This window comes from Cryobacterium psychrotolerans (assembly GCF_900101115.1).
GTDB classification, from domain to species: Bacteria; Actinomycetota; Actinomycetes; order Actinomycetales; family Microbacteriaceae; genus Cryobacterium; species Cryobacterium psychrotolerans.
The window spans coordinates 12,844-26,861 of sequence record NZ_FNFU01000022.1 but is presented as its reverse complement, the minus strand read 5'-3'; the positions used below and the strand labels follow the sequence as shown (position 1 = coordinate 26,861).

At 63.7% G+C, this 14,018-nt stretch carries 12 protein-coding genes; 11 read left to right on the top strand and 1 reads right to left on the bottom strand.

What is annotated here, in order from left to right; all coding sequences use genetic code 11:
- The first annotated feature begins 1 nt into the window (after nucleotide 1).
- On the top strand, nucleotides 2-1,561 hold the full coding sequence (locus BLQ39_RS13740; RefSeq protein WP_092324785.1) for a sugar ABC transporter ATP-binding protein: 1,560 nt from the start codon (nucleotides 2-4) through the stop codon (nucleotides 1,559-1,561).
- A complete protein-coding gene (locus BLQ39_RS13735; RefSeq protein ID WP_198417110.1) occupies nucleotides 1,558-2,583 on the top strand; it encodes an ABC transporter permease in 1,026 nt (341 codons plus the stop codon). The genes BLQ39_RS13740 and BLQ39_RS13735 overlap by 4 nt, the downstream gene beginning before the upstream one ends.
- Before the next feature lie 90 nt (nucleotides 2,584-2,673).
- On the opposite strand, the gene BLQ39_RS13730 is transcribed toward BLQ39_RS13735, so the two are convergent.
- Complete coding sequence (locus BLQ39_RS13730; RefSeq protein WP_166784420.1) at nucleotides 2,674-3,345, bottom strand: GntR family transcriptional regulator; 672 nt, start codon at nucleotides 3,343-3,345, stop codon at nucleotides 2,674-2,676.
- A gap of 216 nt (nucleotides 3,346-3,561) precedes the next feature.
- Between BLQ39_RS13730 and BLQ39_RS13725 the strand changes: the two genes are divergently transcribed.
- The 9 genes from BLQ39_RS13725 to BLQ39_RS13685 all read left to right on the top strand — a co-directional run bounded on the left by BLQ39_RS13725 (nucleotide 3,562) and on the right by BLQ39_RS13685 (nucleotide 13,863).
- Complete coding sequence (locus tag BLQ39_RS13725) at nucleotides 3,562-5,034, top strand: aldehyde dehydrogenase family protein (RefSeq protein WP_092324779.1); 1,473 nt, start codon at nucleotides 3,562-3,564, stop codon at nucleotides 5,032-5,034.
- A gap of 74 nt (nucleotides 5,035-5,108) precedes the next feature.
- On the top strand, nucleotides 5,109-6,383 hold the full coding sequence (locus BLQ39_RS13720) for an ABC transporter substrate-binding protein (protein ID WP_166784419.1): 1,275 nt from the start codon (nucleotides 5,109-5,111) through the stop codon (nucleotides 6,381-6,383).
- A 113-nt stretch (nucleotides 6,384-6,496) separates the two neighbouring features.
- Nucleotides 6,497-7,447 carry a carbohydrate ABC transporter permease gene (locus tag BLQ39_RS13715; RefSeq protein WP_198414404.1) on the top strand — a complete coding sequence of 317 codons (951 nt, stop codon included), beginning with the start codon at nucleotides 6,497-6,499 and terminating at the stop codon, nucleotides 7,445-7,447.
- Nucleotides 7,444-8,277: a carbohydrate ABC transporter permease gene (locus tag BLQ39_RS13710; protein ID WP_092324776.1), complete on the top strand. Its 834-nt coding sequence runs from the start codon at nucleotides 7,444-7,446 to the stop codon at nucleotides 8,275-8,277. The genes BLQ39_RS13715 and BLQ39_RS13710 overlap by 4 nt, the downstream gene beginning before the upstream one ends.
- Nucleotides 8,274-9,941, top strand: coding sequence for an N-acyl-D-amino-acid deacylase family protein (locus tag BLQ39_RS13705; protein WP_166784418.1), 1,668 nt, complete (start codon nucleotides 8,274-8,276; stop codon nucleotides 9,939-9,941). The genes BLQ39_RS13710 and BLQ39_RS13705 overlap by 4 nt, the downstream gene beginning before the upstream one ends.
- A gap of 13 nt (nucleotides 9,942-9,954) precedes the next feature.
- Nucleotides 9,955-10,884 carry an aldo/keto reductase gene (locus tag BLQ39_RS13700; protein WP_166784417.1) on the top strand — a complete coding sequence of 310 codons (930 nt, stop codon included), beginning with the start codon at nucleotides 9,955-9,957 and terminating at the stop codon, nucleotides 10,882-10,884.
- Nucleotides 10,885-10,957: 73 nt separating this feature from the next.
- Nucleotides 10,958-12,118 carry a D-TA family PLP-dependent enzyme gene (locus BLQ39_RS13695; protein ID WP_092324770.1) on the top strand — a complete coding sequence of 387 codons (1,161 nt, stop codon included), beginning with the start codon at nucleotides 10,958-10,960 and terminating at the stop codon, nucleotides 12,116-12,118.
- A gap of 56 nt (nucleotides 12,119-12,174) precedes the next feature.
- The gene (locus BLQ39_RS13690) at nucleotides 12,175-13,152 is read left to right on the top strand and encodes an ornithine cyclodeaminase family protein (RefSeq protein ID WP_166784416.1); all 978 of its coding nucleotides are present in this window, start codon (nucleotides 12,175-12,177) and stop codon (nucleotides 13,150-13,152) included.
- 108 nt (nucleotides 13,153-13,260) lie between these two features.
- Complete coding sequence (locus BLQ39_RS13685; RefSeq protein WP_166784415.1) at nucleotides 13,261-13,863, top strand: YgjV family protein; 603 nt, start codon at nucleotides 13,261-13,263, stop codon at nucleotides 13,861-13,863.
- The last annotated feature ends 155 nt before the right edge of the window (nucleotides 13,864-14,018 follow it).

Below are 14,018 nucleotides of genomic sequence, written 5' to 3'. Positions count from 1 at the left end.
GATGGTGCTTGAGGACATCAGGCCACGCGGGCCGCAGGAGCTGCGGCCCCTGGTCAGAATCACCGATGTAAGCAAGTCCTTCGGCGGCGTCGCTGCGCTCAAGGAGGTGTCGTTCGACATCCGCGCGGGAGTCGTTCACGGTCTCATTGGTGCCAACGGCGCCGGCAAGTCGACCCTCATCAGGGCGCTGGCCGGAATCGGTCGGCCCGACAGCGGAACGATCGAAGTCGATGGACAGGCGGTGACGATCGCAACCCCTGACGATGCGGCATCGCTGGGTCTGGCTTTCATCCATCAGGAAATGAGTCTGATCCCCGGGTGGGATGTCCTGCGCAATATGGCGCTCGGCATCCCCCCCGCCACGAGGCTCGGCGTGATCGACTGGCGGCCCACCCGGACTCGAGCGAAACAGGTCGCTTCTCGACTGGGCATTCGATTCTCCCTCTCCACCAACGTCGACAGCCTCAGTACCGCGGACAAATGGTTGGTGCTCATCGGCAGGGCGCTCATGCGGGACGCGCGTCTGATCGCGATGGACGAGCCAACAGCGTCCCTCTCGGTCGAGGAGACGACGAGGCTCCACCAGATTGTGCGGGAATTGGTGTCGTCCGGCACCGCCGTCGTGTTCGTTTCCCATCGCCTCGACGAGGTGTCAGATCTGTGTGACGACATCACCGTTTTCAAGGACGGCGCCGTCACCAAGCGGGTGGTCGGAGAACGCACCACCAAAGCCGAACTGATTCGAGCGATCGTCGGCCGCGATCTGGTCATTCTTGAGCGCGGCCACGAGCCGCGAGACCACGGGCGCGCAATTCTTGAAGTTCGCGGAGTCTCCGACCCTGACCTGTTGCGAGACGTTTCGCTGACCGTGCACGCCGGAGAGATTCTGGGGCTGGGAGGCCTGGTCGGGTCCGGGCGCACCGAATTGGCCAAGATGATCTATGGGGCGCTTCCCAAGAGCGCGGGAGAGGTTGTTCTCGACGGCAAGAGAACCGCGTTCCGCCAACCCGCGGACGCGGTCGCAGCGGGCATCGGCCTGGTCCCGGAGGAGAGGCGCTCCGAGGCGCTCTTCCTGGAACGATCGATCGATTTCAACATCAACATCGCCAAACTGGATTCGCTGACGCCCTCCGCTCTCTTTCCGTTCCTCAGCCTCCGGCGCGCCCGTCAGCGGGCGCAAAAGGTCGCCGATCTCGTCACGGTGAAAGCCAGCGACGTCGAAGCGCTCGTCAGCTCTCTCTCCGGCGGCAACCAGCAGAAGGTCGTCATCGCACGGTGGCTGCTCGACAAACCCAGGCTCCTCATTCTCGACGAGCCGTCGCGAGGCGTCGACGTCGGGGCTCGCGCTGAAGTTCACCGGGTCATCCGGGAACTCGCGGACAGCGGGACAGCGATCCTGGCGATATCGAGCGACAACGAAGAGCTTGTGGCGCTGTGCGATCGCGTCGTCGTGCTGGCTGAAGGCAAGATCACCGGCGAACTGACCGGAACCGCAATCACGGAAGACCAAATAATTTCCCTGAGCTTTGCCAGGGATGAAGGAAAGGACTCGGCGGCGTGAGCACCGAAACTATCGCACTGAGGCCTGGGACCGGGCTACCCCGCCAAGGTAAGCCCCACGGAGGTCGCGGACGGCGTCTGGCGCTGACCATCGTCTCCAAATATGGCACCCTCATCGCCATGGCCGTGATGATTCTCATCTTCGGCCTCGGCGTCCCGAATGGCGCCTTCCTGAGCAGCAACAATCTTCTGGCCATCGTCAATCAGTCTGCCCTCACCGCAATCATCGCCAGCGGGTTAACCCTCGTCCTCGTGGTCGGCGAGATGGATCTGAGTATCGGCTACGCGGCGAGCCTGGCCGGGATCCTGGTCACCGGGCTCATGGCCAATCAGGGGCTTCCGTTGCCGATCGCCATTCTGGCCACCCTGTTGATCGGTGCACTCATCGGAACCGTCAACGGGCTGCTCGTCACCAAGGTAGGTGTCAATGCTGTCGTTGCGACACTCGGCGTCGGGACCGTGCTCATCGGCCTTGCCTACGGCTATACCGCCGGATCGCCGATCATCTCGGTGCCGACGGCCTTCACCAACATCACACTCGGCCGTTTCCTCACAATCCAGAACCCCATTTGGATCATGATCGCCATTCTGGCCGTGCTGTGGGTCATTCTGAACCGCACGCCGCCCGGCCAGCGCATGCAAGCGGTGGGCGCGAACAAGAACGCCGCCCACCTGGCTGGCCTGCGAACCGACCGCGCCAAGATCACGGCTTTCATTATCGCCGGTGTCTGCGCCGCCACAGCGGGAATACTCCTGGCCTCATTGCTGGGGAGCGGAACGGTGAGCGCCGGGGACGGTTACCTGTTGGACTCTTTCGCCGCAGTCTTCCTGGGCGCTGCCACGCTGCGTGACGGTGACTTTCACATCATCGGCACCCTCGTCGGCGTGCTGGTCGTCAACGTCGGATTCAACGGGCTGAGCCTGATGGGCACACCAACCTTTTGGCAGTTCGTCTTCAAGGGTGGAATTCTCGTTCTCGCCGTCGCCCTGTCGACCCTCGCCCGCAGATATTCGAAGGCTTGACCGAGGAGCGCAGTGAAGGCGGTGAAGATAGAGACGTAACCCCGAGCGCGACCGGGCTGGATGTGCGACATCACCCGGGGCGCGGCCCTTTCAGCGGATCCGGTTGAGGACTTTTTCCAGGCCATCAAAGACGCGCGCGCGGGCGACCTGCTCGGAGAGAACGGGGTCGCGCGCCAGTAGGGCCTGGACGAGTTCCTCATGACCCTCTATGGATACGCGCACCTCCTCGTCGGACAGGAACCCTGCGATGCGGTGGATGAAGTAGTACTGGCTATTGCGGTGAATCTGCTCGGCAAGCAACTGGTTGCATGCAGCGGCGATGATCGCTTCGTGGAAGGCGTCGTTGTGCTCCACCAAATGCCCACGACTTGAGCTTTGAATCGAGTCGATATAGCTCTGATGGATCGCCTCGATGGCTTTGAGTTCCGCATCAGTGGCCCTGTGGGCTGCCAGACCGGCGGCGAACCCTTCGAGTGCGGCGCGGATCTCGTAGACCTCTCGGATCTCCTCGGGAGAATGTTCGCGCACAACCCAACCGCGACGCTGGCTGACTATGAGGCCGTCGCCGGCAAGTCGCAGCATGGTCTCCCGCACCGGCGTGCGGCTCACCCCAAGCCTCTCGGCGAGGTCGCTCTCAATGAGGCGTTCGTTCGGCCTGATCGATCCCTCCACGATGGCCTGGCGCAGTTGCTCGTAGACCTCCGTGGTTCGATTGATGGGAGCCGGCGCCAAACGCTGGTCCGTTCGCCCAAGTGGGGGCATCGGGTCATCTCCTTCAGTATCGTCCCTCGTGAGGGCGACTTCCGTGGCACTGACTGTTGTCGGTGGCTTGCCGTGCAATTCAGCATGCGTGCATGCATACAAGATCCTATCCGCGCGTGCCCTGATCGGGCCGTTTGGCAATGACGACATTTTTGGCATCAAAAAGAGATAACAAATTGCTTGACCGGCACCACACCAGCATGCATACTTCGATGCATGCAAAGTTTCATACCGGATAATCTACCGGCCCACGGTCTCCTGATCGGTGAGCGATGGGAGGCCGGCAACGGCGAGCACATGCTGGAGGTGCGGGCTCCTTTCGGCGGCCACCTGCTGGCGACGCTCCGAGAATCCACGCCTGCCGAGGTTGATGCAGCGGTGGCGCAGGCGGCCGCGACGTTCGCCGCGCAGGAACTCAGCCCTTTCGAGCGGGCGACGATCCTTCGACGGGCCTCGGAGCTGATCGCGGAACGAGCCGAGGACTTTGCCCGGTCGATTGTCGCTGAGGCCGGGAAGTCTATTCGTGACTCCCGCGCCGAGGTTGCCCGTGCGGTACTGACCTTCGAGCTGTGCGCCCAGGAGGCTACGCGCCTCACCGGCGAGGTTGTTCCGGTCAACGCCACTCCCGGTTCGGAAAACCGCCGTGCGTTCACGATGAGTCGACCCGCCGGAGTCGTGTGTGCCATCACTCCGTTTAACGGCCCGGTGAATCAGCTGTCCCACAAGGTGCCGACCGCGATCGCGGCGGGGTGCACTGTCGTGGTCAAGCCCGCGGAGGTCACGCCCTTGTCGGCGATCATGTTGGTGCAAACGCTTCTTGACGCCGGACTGCCGCCCGGCCACGTCACCATGGTCCAGGGCAGGGGAGAGACCGTCGGCCAGCAGCTCCTTGAGGATCCCCGGTTCGCTGTGTACACCTTCACCGGCAGCACTGCGGTGGGAACCCACATTCGGCGAACGGTCGGCCTGCGCAAGACCCTGTTGGAGCTCGGTAGCAATTCCGCCAATATCGTTCACACGGACGCAGACCTGGGCCTGGCTGCCAAGGCGCTGGCACGGTCATTGTCGATCTACGCGGGCCAGGTCTGCATCAGCGCACAGCGCATCCTTGTTCAGGAAAGCATCTTCGATCAATTCACTGCACAGCTCGCCGATCATGTCCAGGCCCTGGTCGTGGGTGACCCGTCGGAGGAATCGACCGACGTGGGTCCAATGATTTCCCTCGAGGCAGCGACGCGCGCCGAGGAGTGGATAGCGGAGGCTGTTGCCGACGGCGCCGAATTGGTGTGCGGTGGCACGCGTGACGGTCAGTTCCTGACCCCGGCCGTGCTGACGAGGCCGTCCCTGCAGTCGAGCCTGGCCTGTCGTGAAGCGTTTGCTCCCGTTGCGGTGCTGATTCCCTACGCCACCCTGGGCGAAGCGCTCCACATCGCGAACAACACCGAGTACGGCCTGCAGGCGGGCATCTTCACCGCCAGCCTGGATGTCGCGCTGGCCGCGGCCCAGAGGCTGGACGTTGGCGGGGTCATCGTCAACGACGCGTCGTCATATCGCGTGGACTCCATGCCTTATGGAGGCGTGAAGCAAAGCGGTACCGGCCGGGAGGGCGTGCGCTACGCCGTGGAGGAGATGACGGACTCCCGACTGGTCGTCCTGAATCTTCAGGAACCGCAGGGCGAAGGCCTGTAGTTCCACCCGCCTCACCCCTCCCACTTCGATTTCTCCCTGACGCACCGCAACCCTACAGAATGGAAGGCTCCACAATGATGAAATCCCCGTTCGCTCGCCCAGGGCGGCGCGCGCGCCGAGCTTTGGCACTTGCCCTGGCGGTCGCCACAGTGGCCTCCCTGGCCGCATGCGGAACCTCGAACAACTCGGCAAGTGGGGGTGAGGTTGAGTTGCGTTTCCTCTTTCCGGAGTACAGCGCGAAAACCACACCGCTGATGAAAACCATGGTTGATGACTTCAACACGGCCAACAAGGGCGAGATCAAGGTCAACCTCGAAACCGCGCCATGGGACAAGATGCACGACAAACTGGCCGTGAGCATGGGCTCTGACCAGGCGCCGGACGTCTTCGGCTACGCGACGCGATGGATCTCAGAGTTCGCAGGGCTGAAGCAGCTCGCGCCGCTGGACGATCTTCTGACGGCGGACTTCCGGGAGGGCTTCAACCAGAAAGTCCTCGACGCCGGCGTTTACGAGGACAAGACCTACGGCCTTCCGGTAGCGGTTTCGGCCCGGCTGCTCTTCTACCGCACCGACGTACTTGAGGACGCGGGCCTGTCCGCACCAGAGACGTGGGACGACCTGATGGAGGCGGCCACCAAGTCGGCCAATCCGCCGGAGCTCTACGGCCTGGGCGTGCCCGCCAGCGGGATCGAGGTGGACACCTTCTTCAACTACTTCTTGTACAACAACGGGGGCGACATCCTCGATGCAGACGGGAAGTCGATGCTGAGCGAGCCTGAGAGCGTCGAAGCGCTGGAGTTCCTGACCGATCTGGTCAAGAGCGGTGGCAGCCAGCCCGAGCCCAGCGGATTCACTCGGGAGCAGGTCATTGAGAACTTCAAGGCCGGCCAGTTGGCGATGTACCCGACCGGGCCGTGGCTGACAGCCATGATCAAGGCGGACAACCCGTCCATGAAATTTGCCGCAGTGCCGTTCCCGACGAACGATGGCAAGGAACAGCAGACGGTCTCGGTCACGGATTCCCTCGGGATGTCGGCAAATGGCGCGCATCAGGCGGAGGCCTGGAAATTCATCGAATTCATGTACCAGCCCAAGTACCGTCAGGTCTTTGACGAAACCGAAGGCATGCTGCCTGAGCTCAACGCCGTGGCGGAGTCGGCTTACTACCAGACCCCTGAGTACAAGCCTTTCATCGACGCACTGGCGACAGCCAAATTCCAGCCCCAGCACCCCAAGTTCGAGCAGATTCAGCAGATCGAAACTGTGGCCATCCAGAAGGCCTTGAGCGGGCTGGCCAGCCCGCAGGAAGCCCTGGACGAGGCAACCGCGAAGATCGACAAGCTGTGACCGTGGGCGGGTTACCGGTGATCCCCGCTGGTAACCCGCGGCACAACGAATGAGATACGCGGGTTGCCAGCGCCCGTCGCTGGTGACCCGCGTACCTCCAAATGAAGGACGGAATGGATATGGCTGTATTAGAGGCAGAAGGCGTGCGGACCGGCAGGCCAGCGCGAAGGCGGCTGCGCATGCCGCGCTCGGAGCCGCTGGTAGGGCTGCTCTTCATCCTGCCCACCGTCGTCCTCGTGGGCGTGATCGTCTTCTACCCCATTGTGGAGACGGCGCTCATGTCGTTCAGCAACGTCAACTCGCTGGCCCAGCGGGAGGGATTCGCTGGACTGGCGAATTACCAGGCGCTACTCTCCGACACGGTGTTCCTGCGCGTTCTTGCTCAGACCGTTTTTTGGACCGTAGCAGTCGTGGGAATCACGACGGTTGTGTCAATCCCGGTGGCGTTGGCCCTCAACCTCAACTTCCACGGTCGTCGATTGGCGAGGGCGTTACTGATCGTTCCCTGGGCGGCATCACTGATGATCAACGCGATCATCTGGCGCTGGATCCTGGACGGCCAGCACAGCATCATCAACGGCACGCTGATGAGGCTGCACCTCATCGACCAGCCGATCATCTGGCTGGGCTCCGAGGGAACAGCCTGGGCGGCAATCATCCTTGTCGGGATCCTGGTGTCCATCCCGTTCACCTCGTTTTCGTTGCTCGCGGGGCTGCAGTCGGTCCCGAGCGAACTCTACGAGGCGGCGATGGTCGATGGCGCGGGCTTCTGGGCCAGTTTCTGGCACATCACCCTGCCATTGATGCGGCCGGTTCTCATCGTGACCACGTTGCTCAACGTGATCTACGTTTTCAACTCCTTCCCCATTCCTTGGGTGCTTACTCAAGGTTCCCCGGCATACCGGACGGACATTCTGGTGACCTATATCTATAAGCGTGCCTTTGCTGAGGGTCAGTTCGGCCCGGCCGCAGCCATGGCGATGCTGATCTTCGTGCTGCTGCTGGCCTTCAGCCTCACTTTCTCTCACATCACGAAAGAGCGGGCCAAGGTGGGCATCAAATGAAGCGGCATGAGCGCGGGTTGTCCTGGTGGCTCCTGCTGGCTTTTCTCGCCGTGGTCGTGGCCGTATCGATCTTCCCTTTCGCATTTGCCCTGTCGACTTCGCTGCGTCCACGCGCGGAACTGTTCAGCTTCCCGCCGACCTGGTTCCCGAAGACGTGGGCTTGGGAGAACTTCGTCACTGTGTGGACGGCAGTGCCGTTATTGCGCTACGTGCTCAACAGCGTTGTCGTGTCTGTGCTGGCCACATTGCTGAACATGGCTTTCGCGATACCCGCGGGCTACGCCCTGGCGCGGCTGAACTTTCCGGGCAAGCGCCTGTTCCGCCAGGCCCTGCTGGTTACGCAGATGTTCTCGCCGGTTGTGCTCCTGATCGGCCTGTTCCGCTTCATGAACCAGGTCCACTTGCTGGACAACAACGCGTCACTGGTCATCACGTATGCCGCATTGAGCCTGGCCTTTTCGGTCTGGTTCCTCGCCGGATACTTCGAGTCGATTCCCATTGAGATCGAGGAAGCAGCCATGATGGATGGCTGCACCAGGGTGGGCGCGCTTGTCCGCGTCGTGCTGCCGATGTCCAAGCCCGCTCTTGTGGCTTCAGGGGTCTTTGCCTTCATCTGGGCGTGGAACGAGTTCATGATCGCGCTCACCTTCATCTCGACCCCCGACAACCGCACGCTTCCTCTGGGCATCTACTCCTTCCTGGGGCAGTACTCGGTCGAGTGGAACTACCTCATGGCAGCGGCACTGATCGCCATCGTGCCGGTTCTCATCCTGTTCCTGTTGATCGAGAAGAATCTGGTGAAGGGTCTGACGGCCGGTGCGGTCAAGTGAGCCGGGCAACCGACGCCATCGCTGACATCGACCTGCTCATTCGCGGCGGCCGCGTGGTGGACGGGACCGGTAACTCCTGGCGCTACGCGGATGTGCTTGTGCGGGGGGACCGCATCGTTGATGTGGTCGCGCCGGGCCAGTTCCTGGGAACGGCCGGCGAGGTCCTGGACGCTACAGGCCATGTCGTGGCGCCTGGTTTCGTCGACATGCACTCCCACTCGGATCTTGCACTGATAGCAGAGCCGGGCGCTCATCAGAAGCTGCGTCAGGGGGTTACGACCGAGATCGTGGGCAACTGCGGTATTTCCGTGGTCCCGATAACCGAACAGTTCAGAGCGGAATCCCGCCAGTACGCCACGCCAGTGCTTGGCTTCGGGGAGCTCGACTGGGACTGGTCCGATGTGGACGGCTACCTGGCCCGCGTTACTGCGGCCCGGCCGGCCGTGAACGTGGCCACTTTTGTCGGTCTCGGTTCCCTCCGCTCGGCCGTCAGCGGTTTCGACGCGGGAATCCCCTCGCCGCAACAGCGCCGCGCCATGGTGGACCTCGCCGCAGCGGCCTTGCGGCAGGGGGCTGTCGGCCTCAGCAGCGGTTTGGTTTATGCACCCGGGTCCTATTCCTCACACGAGGAGATCTGCGAGCTCGTTGGCGAGGCTGCCCGCGCCGGAGCACTGTATTCCAGCCACATGCGGGATCAGGGCGATGGTTTTCTGGACTCCGTTGCCGAGACCCTTGACGTCGGCCGACGCACCGGCGCGGCCGTGCAGATCGCCCATCACAAGGTCGTCGGCGGGCGGAACTGGGGGAAAGTCAGCCAGTCCCTGGCCATGCTTCGTCAGGCACGCGCCGAGGGGATCGACGCCGGATCGGATGTCTACCCCTATCTGGCGGGCAGCACGACGATGACCGCGCTCCTGCCGGACTGGGCCTTGGCCGGCGGGCTATCGGCGATGCTCCTGCGCCTCGCGGACCCGGCCGAGAGGGCAAGAATCAAGGCCGACTGGATCAACGGACGACCCCAATGGGACAACCGCGTTGCGAGCATCGGCTGGGAGAACATCTACATCAGCCATGTCTTGACGGTGGGCAACCAGGATCTCGTCGGTCTCAGCGTGGCTGCGGCATCCGCCTCCCGTTCCGAGTCGGCGGATCCCGGGGATTTCCTGCTGGATCTCCTGATTGCCGAGGATGGTGCCGTCAGTAACATTCAGGTGGCCTGCTCGGAAGAAGACCTGCGGCAGGTCATGCAGGAGCCAAGCACGTGCTTCGGCAGCGACGGCCTTCTTGCGGGGGGCCGACCGCATCCACGCCTGCACGGCACTTTCCCGCGGATCCTGGGTGAGTACGTCCGTGATACCGACATCCTCACCCTGGAGGACGCGGTGCGGAAGATGACTTCGCAGCCGGCCCGTCGACTCGGGTTGACCGGTATCGGTCTCGTTGAGCCCGGTTACCACGCGGACCTGGTCGTCTTCGATCCCGCAGAAGTGGCGGGCCCGGCAACCTATGACGATCCGACGCAAGACCCCGTGGGCATCCGCGACGTCCTGGTGTCCGGACGGTTCGCCGTCCGCGACGGCCAGCCCACCGGCATCCGTGCCGGCCGCACACTGCGACGACACCAGCCCAACCTCGATCAGCGCCCGACGGCGCTGGAAACCTGAACGAAGGAGCACCGTGAGCATCATTAACCCCCTGGAGCTGCGCCAACTCGGCAATACGCACATGAAGGTCACCGCAGTCAGCCTTGGCGGCGCGGGTTTGGGCGGAATTTTCGGGCCGGTCGGAGACGCGGACGGCGTCGCCGCAGTTGAAAAGGCCCTCGAACTTGGCATGAACTACCTGGACACGTCCCCCAAGTACGGCGAGGCCGAACGCCGGATGGGGCTGGCGCTTCGCGGGGTTCCCCGTGACAGCTACTACATCTCCAGCAAGGTCGGTACCCACCCGCAGAAGCCGGGTGACTACTCCGCAGAAGCGGCGCGATGGACCGTCGCCCGCAGCCTGGAGGTCCTCGGCGTGGACTATCTCGATCTTTGTCACATTCATGAGCCCGAGCCTGACCAGCTGGCTGCCGCGTTGGCGCCGGGGGGCGCGATGGAGGCGCTTGTGGCGCTCAAGGCGGAAGGCGTCATCCGCTCCATTGGCATTGGCGTGCAGGACCATGATCTGCACCGCCAGGCGGTGGACAGCGGCCATCTTGACGTCTGCATGATGGTCAATGACTACACTTTGCTGCGTCAGAATGCGGACGACATCTTCGCTCTGGCAGAGGCGCGTGGGCTGGGCCTGGTGAACGGTGCGGCCCTGGCCATGGGTCTTCTCTCCGGTCGCGACCCGGAAAGCGTCGGCACCGAGCGGTGGACCCCGCCGGCGGCGGAGGTTCAGGCGGCCAAACAGGTCCACGCGTGGTGTGACGAACGCGGCGTACCAGTCCTCGCCCTCGCCCTCCAATTCAGCCTGCAGCAGCCTCGCTTCGACTGCACGCTCGTTGGCGCGGCCACCGCATCGGAGGTCGTGGGCTGCTGGGAGGCGCTCAACTTCGAGATTCCCGACAAGGTCTGGGTGGAACTCCCTGCGCTCCTGGACGCCGTGCGCGTTCTCTAAGCAACCCGAATCCCATCCAAACCCGCACCAGCGCCGCAAACGCGGCAGCAGTGCCCCACTTAGGCAGACAACTATGACGACCACCACGCATCTCGCTCACCCAGAGGAACTGCTGGCGCTCGATCCGCAAGCGCAGCTGCCTCTCGACCTCGAGAGTGAATTGCTCGATACGCCCGCGCTCCTCGTCGACCTGCACGTGTTGGAAAGAAACATCGCGTCCATGGCTGACTTTGCGACACGTCGGGGCATGGCCTTGCGTCCCCACGCCAAAAGCCACAAGAGTACGTTCATCGCAGACCTGCAGCTGGCCGCCGGTGCGACGGGACTGTGCCTGGCGACGGTCGGCGAGGCAGAGGTCATGTGGCGGCATGGCGTCCGGGACCTGCTGCTGGCCTACCCGGTCTTCGGAGAGGCCAAGCTCCGCCGTCTCGCGCCGCTCGTGGACGCGGGGGCGCTGACGGTCGTTGCTGATTCGATCGATGTCGCGAGGGGATACAGCAGGATCGCCACTTCGGTCGGTCGTGAGCTTCCGGTGCTCATTGAAATCGACTCCGGTATGCATCGGGCCGGGGTCCTGCCCGAACTCGCTGGCGCCCTGGCCGCCGAAGTCGACAGGCTCCCGGGCCTGCGCGTGCGGGGCATCCTCACCCACGCCGGGCAAGCGCACCAGGCGGTGGACCAGCAGGGCATCGAGCAGGTGGCTCGTGATGAGGTACGTGCCATGCAGCGCGCCCGGGAAGGGCTCGAGGCCCACGGGCTCCAGGTTGATGTCGTCAGCGCGGGCTCCACCGTGACGACGCCGTATCTGTCCGCTGACGACGGAATCACCGAGGTTCGGCCCGGGACATACGTCTTCAATGACCTGCGCACGCTGGGACGGTACGCGTGCACGCCAGATCAGCTCGCACTCAGCATGCTGGCCACTGTGGTCAGCCGTGCTCCGGGGCGTGCCACCTTGAATGCCGGCAGCAAGAGCATTACGACGGCGCGCACGGACCAGCACGGACACGGGCACTTGGTGAACCGGCCGGGCAGCGGGTTTCGTCAGGTTTCAGAAGAACACGCCGTACTCGGTCTTGCCGCCGAGGATGAGGATCTGCGATTGGGGGAACGCGTCAGGATCCTGCCCATTCACAGCTGCGTGTGGATGGACCTGCAACGCGAGGTGTACGGCACCCGCAACGGCCAGATCGTGCAGCGGATCCGAGTTGATGCCATGCGGCGCAGCCTGTGATGTCCGCCGCGACCCACCCCCGCCCTGTGACACCTACCGACGCTAATTGGAGAACTATGTCCGGCACCGAACCCATCCTGATGCTTGATCGCGAGGAAGTCCGCAGCCTGCTGACCTGGCCTGAACTGATTGATGCGACGCAGCGCGCCCTGATCGATCTGGCCGAGGGCGACGTTCTCCCGAGCATCTCCAGTCAGCTGGTTGTGCCAGGGGCGTCCCTGCACCTCAAGTCCGGGGCCCTCACAGAACCGCCCATAATCTCGGTCAAAGCAAACCTTCGGCCCGAGGCTGGAAGCACCTCCGGGGCGATCCTGGTTTTCGACTACGAGAAACAGCGCCTGCAAGCCGTTATGGCCAGTGGTGACCTCACGGCTATGCGCACCGCGGCCATCGCGGCCGTCGCAGCCCGGGCCCTGGTGGGCCCGGGGCCGGTCCGAGTCGCGCTCGTTGGTGCGGGTCCCGTGGCGCAAAGAATAGACGAAGCGCTGGAGTACCTCGGCATCGCGGGTGACGTGCGCATCTGGAGCCGCACGCACGAGCATGCGATTGATCTGGCGGCCGCGTACCAGGGGCGGGTGGAGCACCGCGCCTGCCGAACCATTTCGGATACGGTGATCGGTGCTGACCTCGTCATCACGTGCACCCCCTCACAATCGCCGCTCGTCTCCGTGGAGGACCTGCTCCCGGACGCCGTGATACTGGCGATGGGAGCTGACAGCGCTGGGAAGCGCGAACTGGCACCCGGCGTCCTCGACTCCGCTGAGGTCTACGCGGACGTCCGCTCAGATGCGTTGGCGGTTGGTGAATGTGCTTACCTGGGCGAGGACTCTATGGTGCGGGTTTCAAGCATTGGGACCGTGCTCCAAGCAGGAATCGGGTCGCGGAGGAGTGGCCGCAGGATTGTCTTCGACTCCGTCGGCTCGTCTGCAGTGGACGCGGCCGTCGTCGGGCTCGTGATGCGCCAGGCGGCACAACGAAATCTCGGACGACGCTTCGACCTCGATGGCGGAGCCCCCGGCGAGCTCCTCAGATGATTCCGCCCGTCGTGCTCCAGCCTCCATCTGCCGGATGCCGGAAGCACGTCGGGAGCGATCCTGGTATTCGAAGTGAAGTGCAATAGCGACTACAACGTGGAGGCATGCGTGGACTGGACGTGGTGGGCGGGTCAGGCCCTCGGTTTCGTCGGCATCGCCGTCATCCTCTGGTCGCACTGGTCGAGGCAACGCCGCACCACCGTCGTCCGGAATGCGGTGGCCTCCGTCATCCTCACTGCCTCGTACTTGTTCCTGGGCATGCCCGGGACCGCCGCGATACCCGCGATCGCCGCTGTCCGCGGCTGGATCATTGCCCGCTCTGACGACCATGCGTGGGCGCGGAGCCTCTGGTGGACCCCGGCGTTCATCTCCGCTATCTGGATTGCCTACCTGGGGCTCAACGGAATACCGACCTGGTGGGCCGCGTGGCTACCGATTCTCGGTTCGGGGCTCGTCATCGCCGCGCTGTCGCTTCGCGACGTGCTGCACGTCAAAGCCGTGATGTTCTTCGGCGTGGCCACCTGGGTCACCTATGAGATCGCCTTCGGCCTGTGGGGCGTCCTCGGCGGAGAGGTCATCGGACTGGGCCTGATTGGAACGGCATTCGTGATGATCCTGCGACAGCGTCGAGCTTTCCCCGAAGCCGCGGGTCAATCCGGGGCCGTAGCAGTGACCTATGGATTGTCGGAAGCGAACACCCCGAGGACCTGATGACCGCCCGGACAGGCATGGGTGGAGCACTGTGGCCGGCAGACGCACCAGCCTTCGAAACCGACTAGCCGACGGATGAGATCGGCCCGGTCGGCGATCGCCTGACGCGGGTGTTCATCCCGCGTTTAGCTAGCATTTGCTGCCAGTCAGGGTGC

Bases quoted from the DNA above. Each gene is read 5' to 3' on its own strand.
- BLQ39_RS13740 (WP_092324785.1), top strand. From the start codon at position 2: ATGGTGCTTGAGGACATCAGGCCACGCGGGCCGCAGGAGCTGCGGCCC.
- BLQ39_RS13730 (WP_166784420.1), bottom strand. From the start codon at position 3,345: ATGCCCCCACTTGGGCGAACGGACCAGCGTTTGGCGCCGGCTCCCATC.
- BLQ39_RS13725 (WP_092324779.1), top strand. From the start codon at position 3,562: ATGCAAAGTTTCATACCGGATAATCTACCGGCCCACGGTCTCCTGATC.
- BLQ39_RS13720 (WP_166784419.1), top strand. From the start codon at position 5,109: ATGATGAAATCCCCGTTCGCTCGCCCAGGGCGGCGCGCGCGCCGAGCT.
- BLQ39_RS13715 (WP_198414404.1), top strand. From the start codon at position 6,497: ATGGATATGGCTGTATTAGAGGCAGAAGGCGTGCGGACCGGCAGGCCA.
- BLQ39_RS13710 (WP_092324776.1), top strand. From the start codon at position 7,444: ATGAAGCGGCATGAGCGCGGGTTGTCCTGGTGGCTCCTGCTGGCTTTT.
- BLQ39_RS13695 (WP_092324770.1), top strand. From the start codon at position 10,958: ATGACGACCACCACGCATCTCGCTCACCCAGAGGAACTGCTGGCGCTC.
- BLQ39_RS13690 (WP_166784416.1), top strand. From the start codon at position 12,175: ATGTCCGGCACCGAACCCATCCTGATGCTTGATCGCGAGGAAGTCCGC.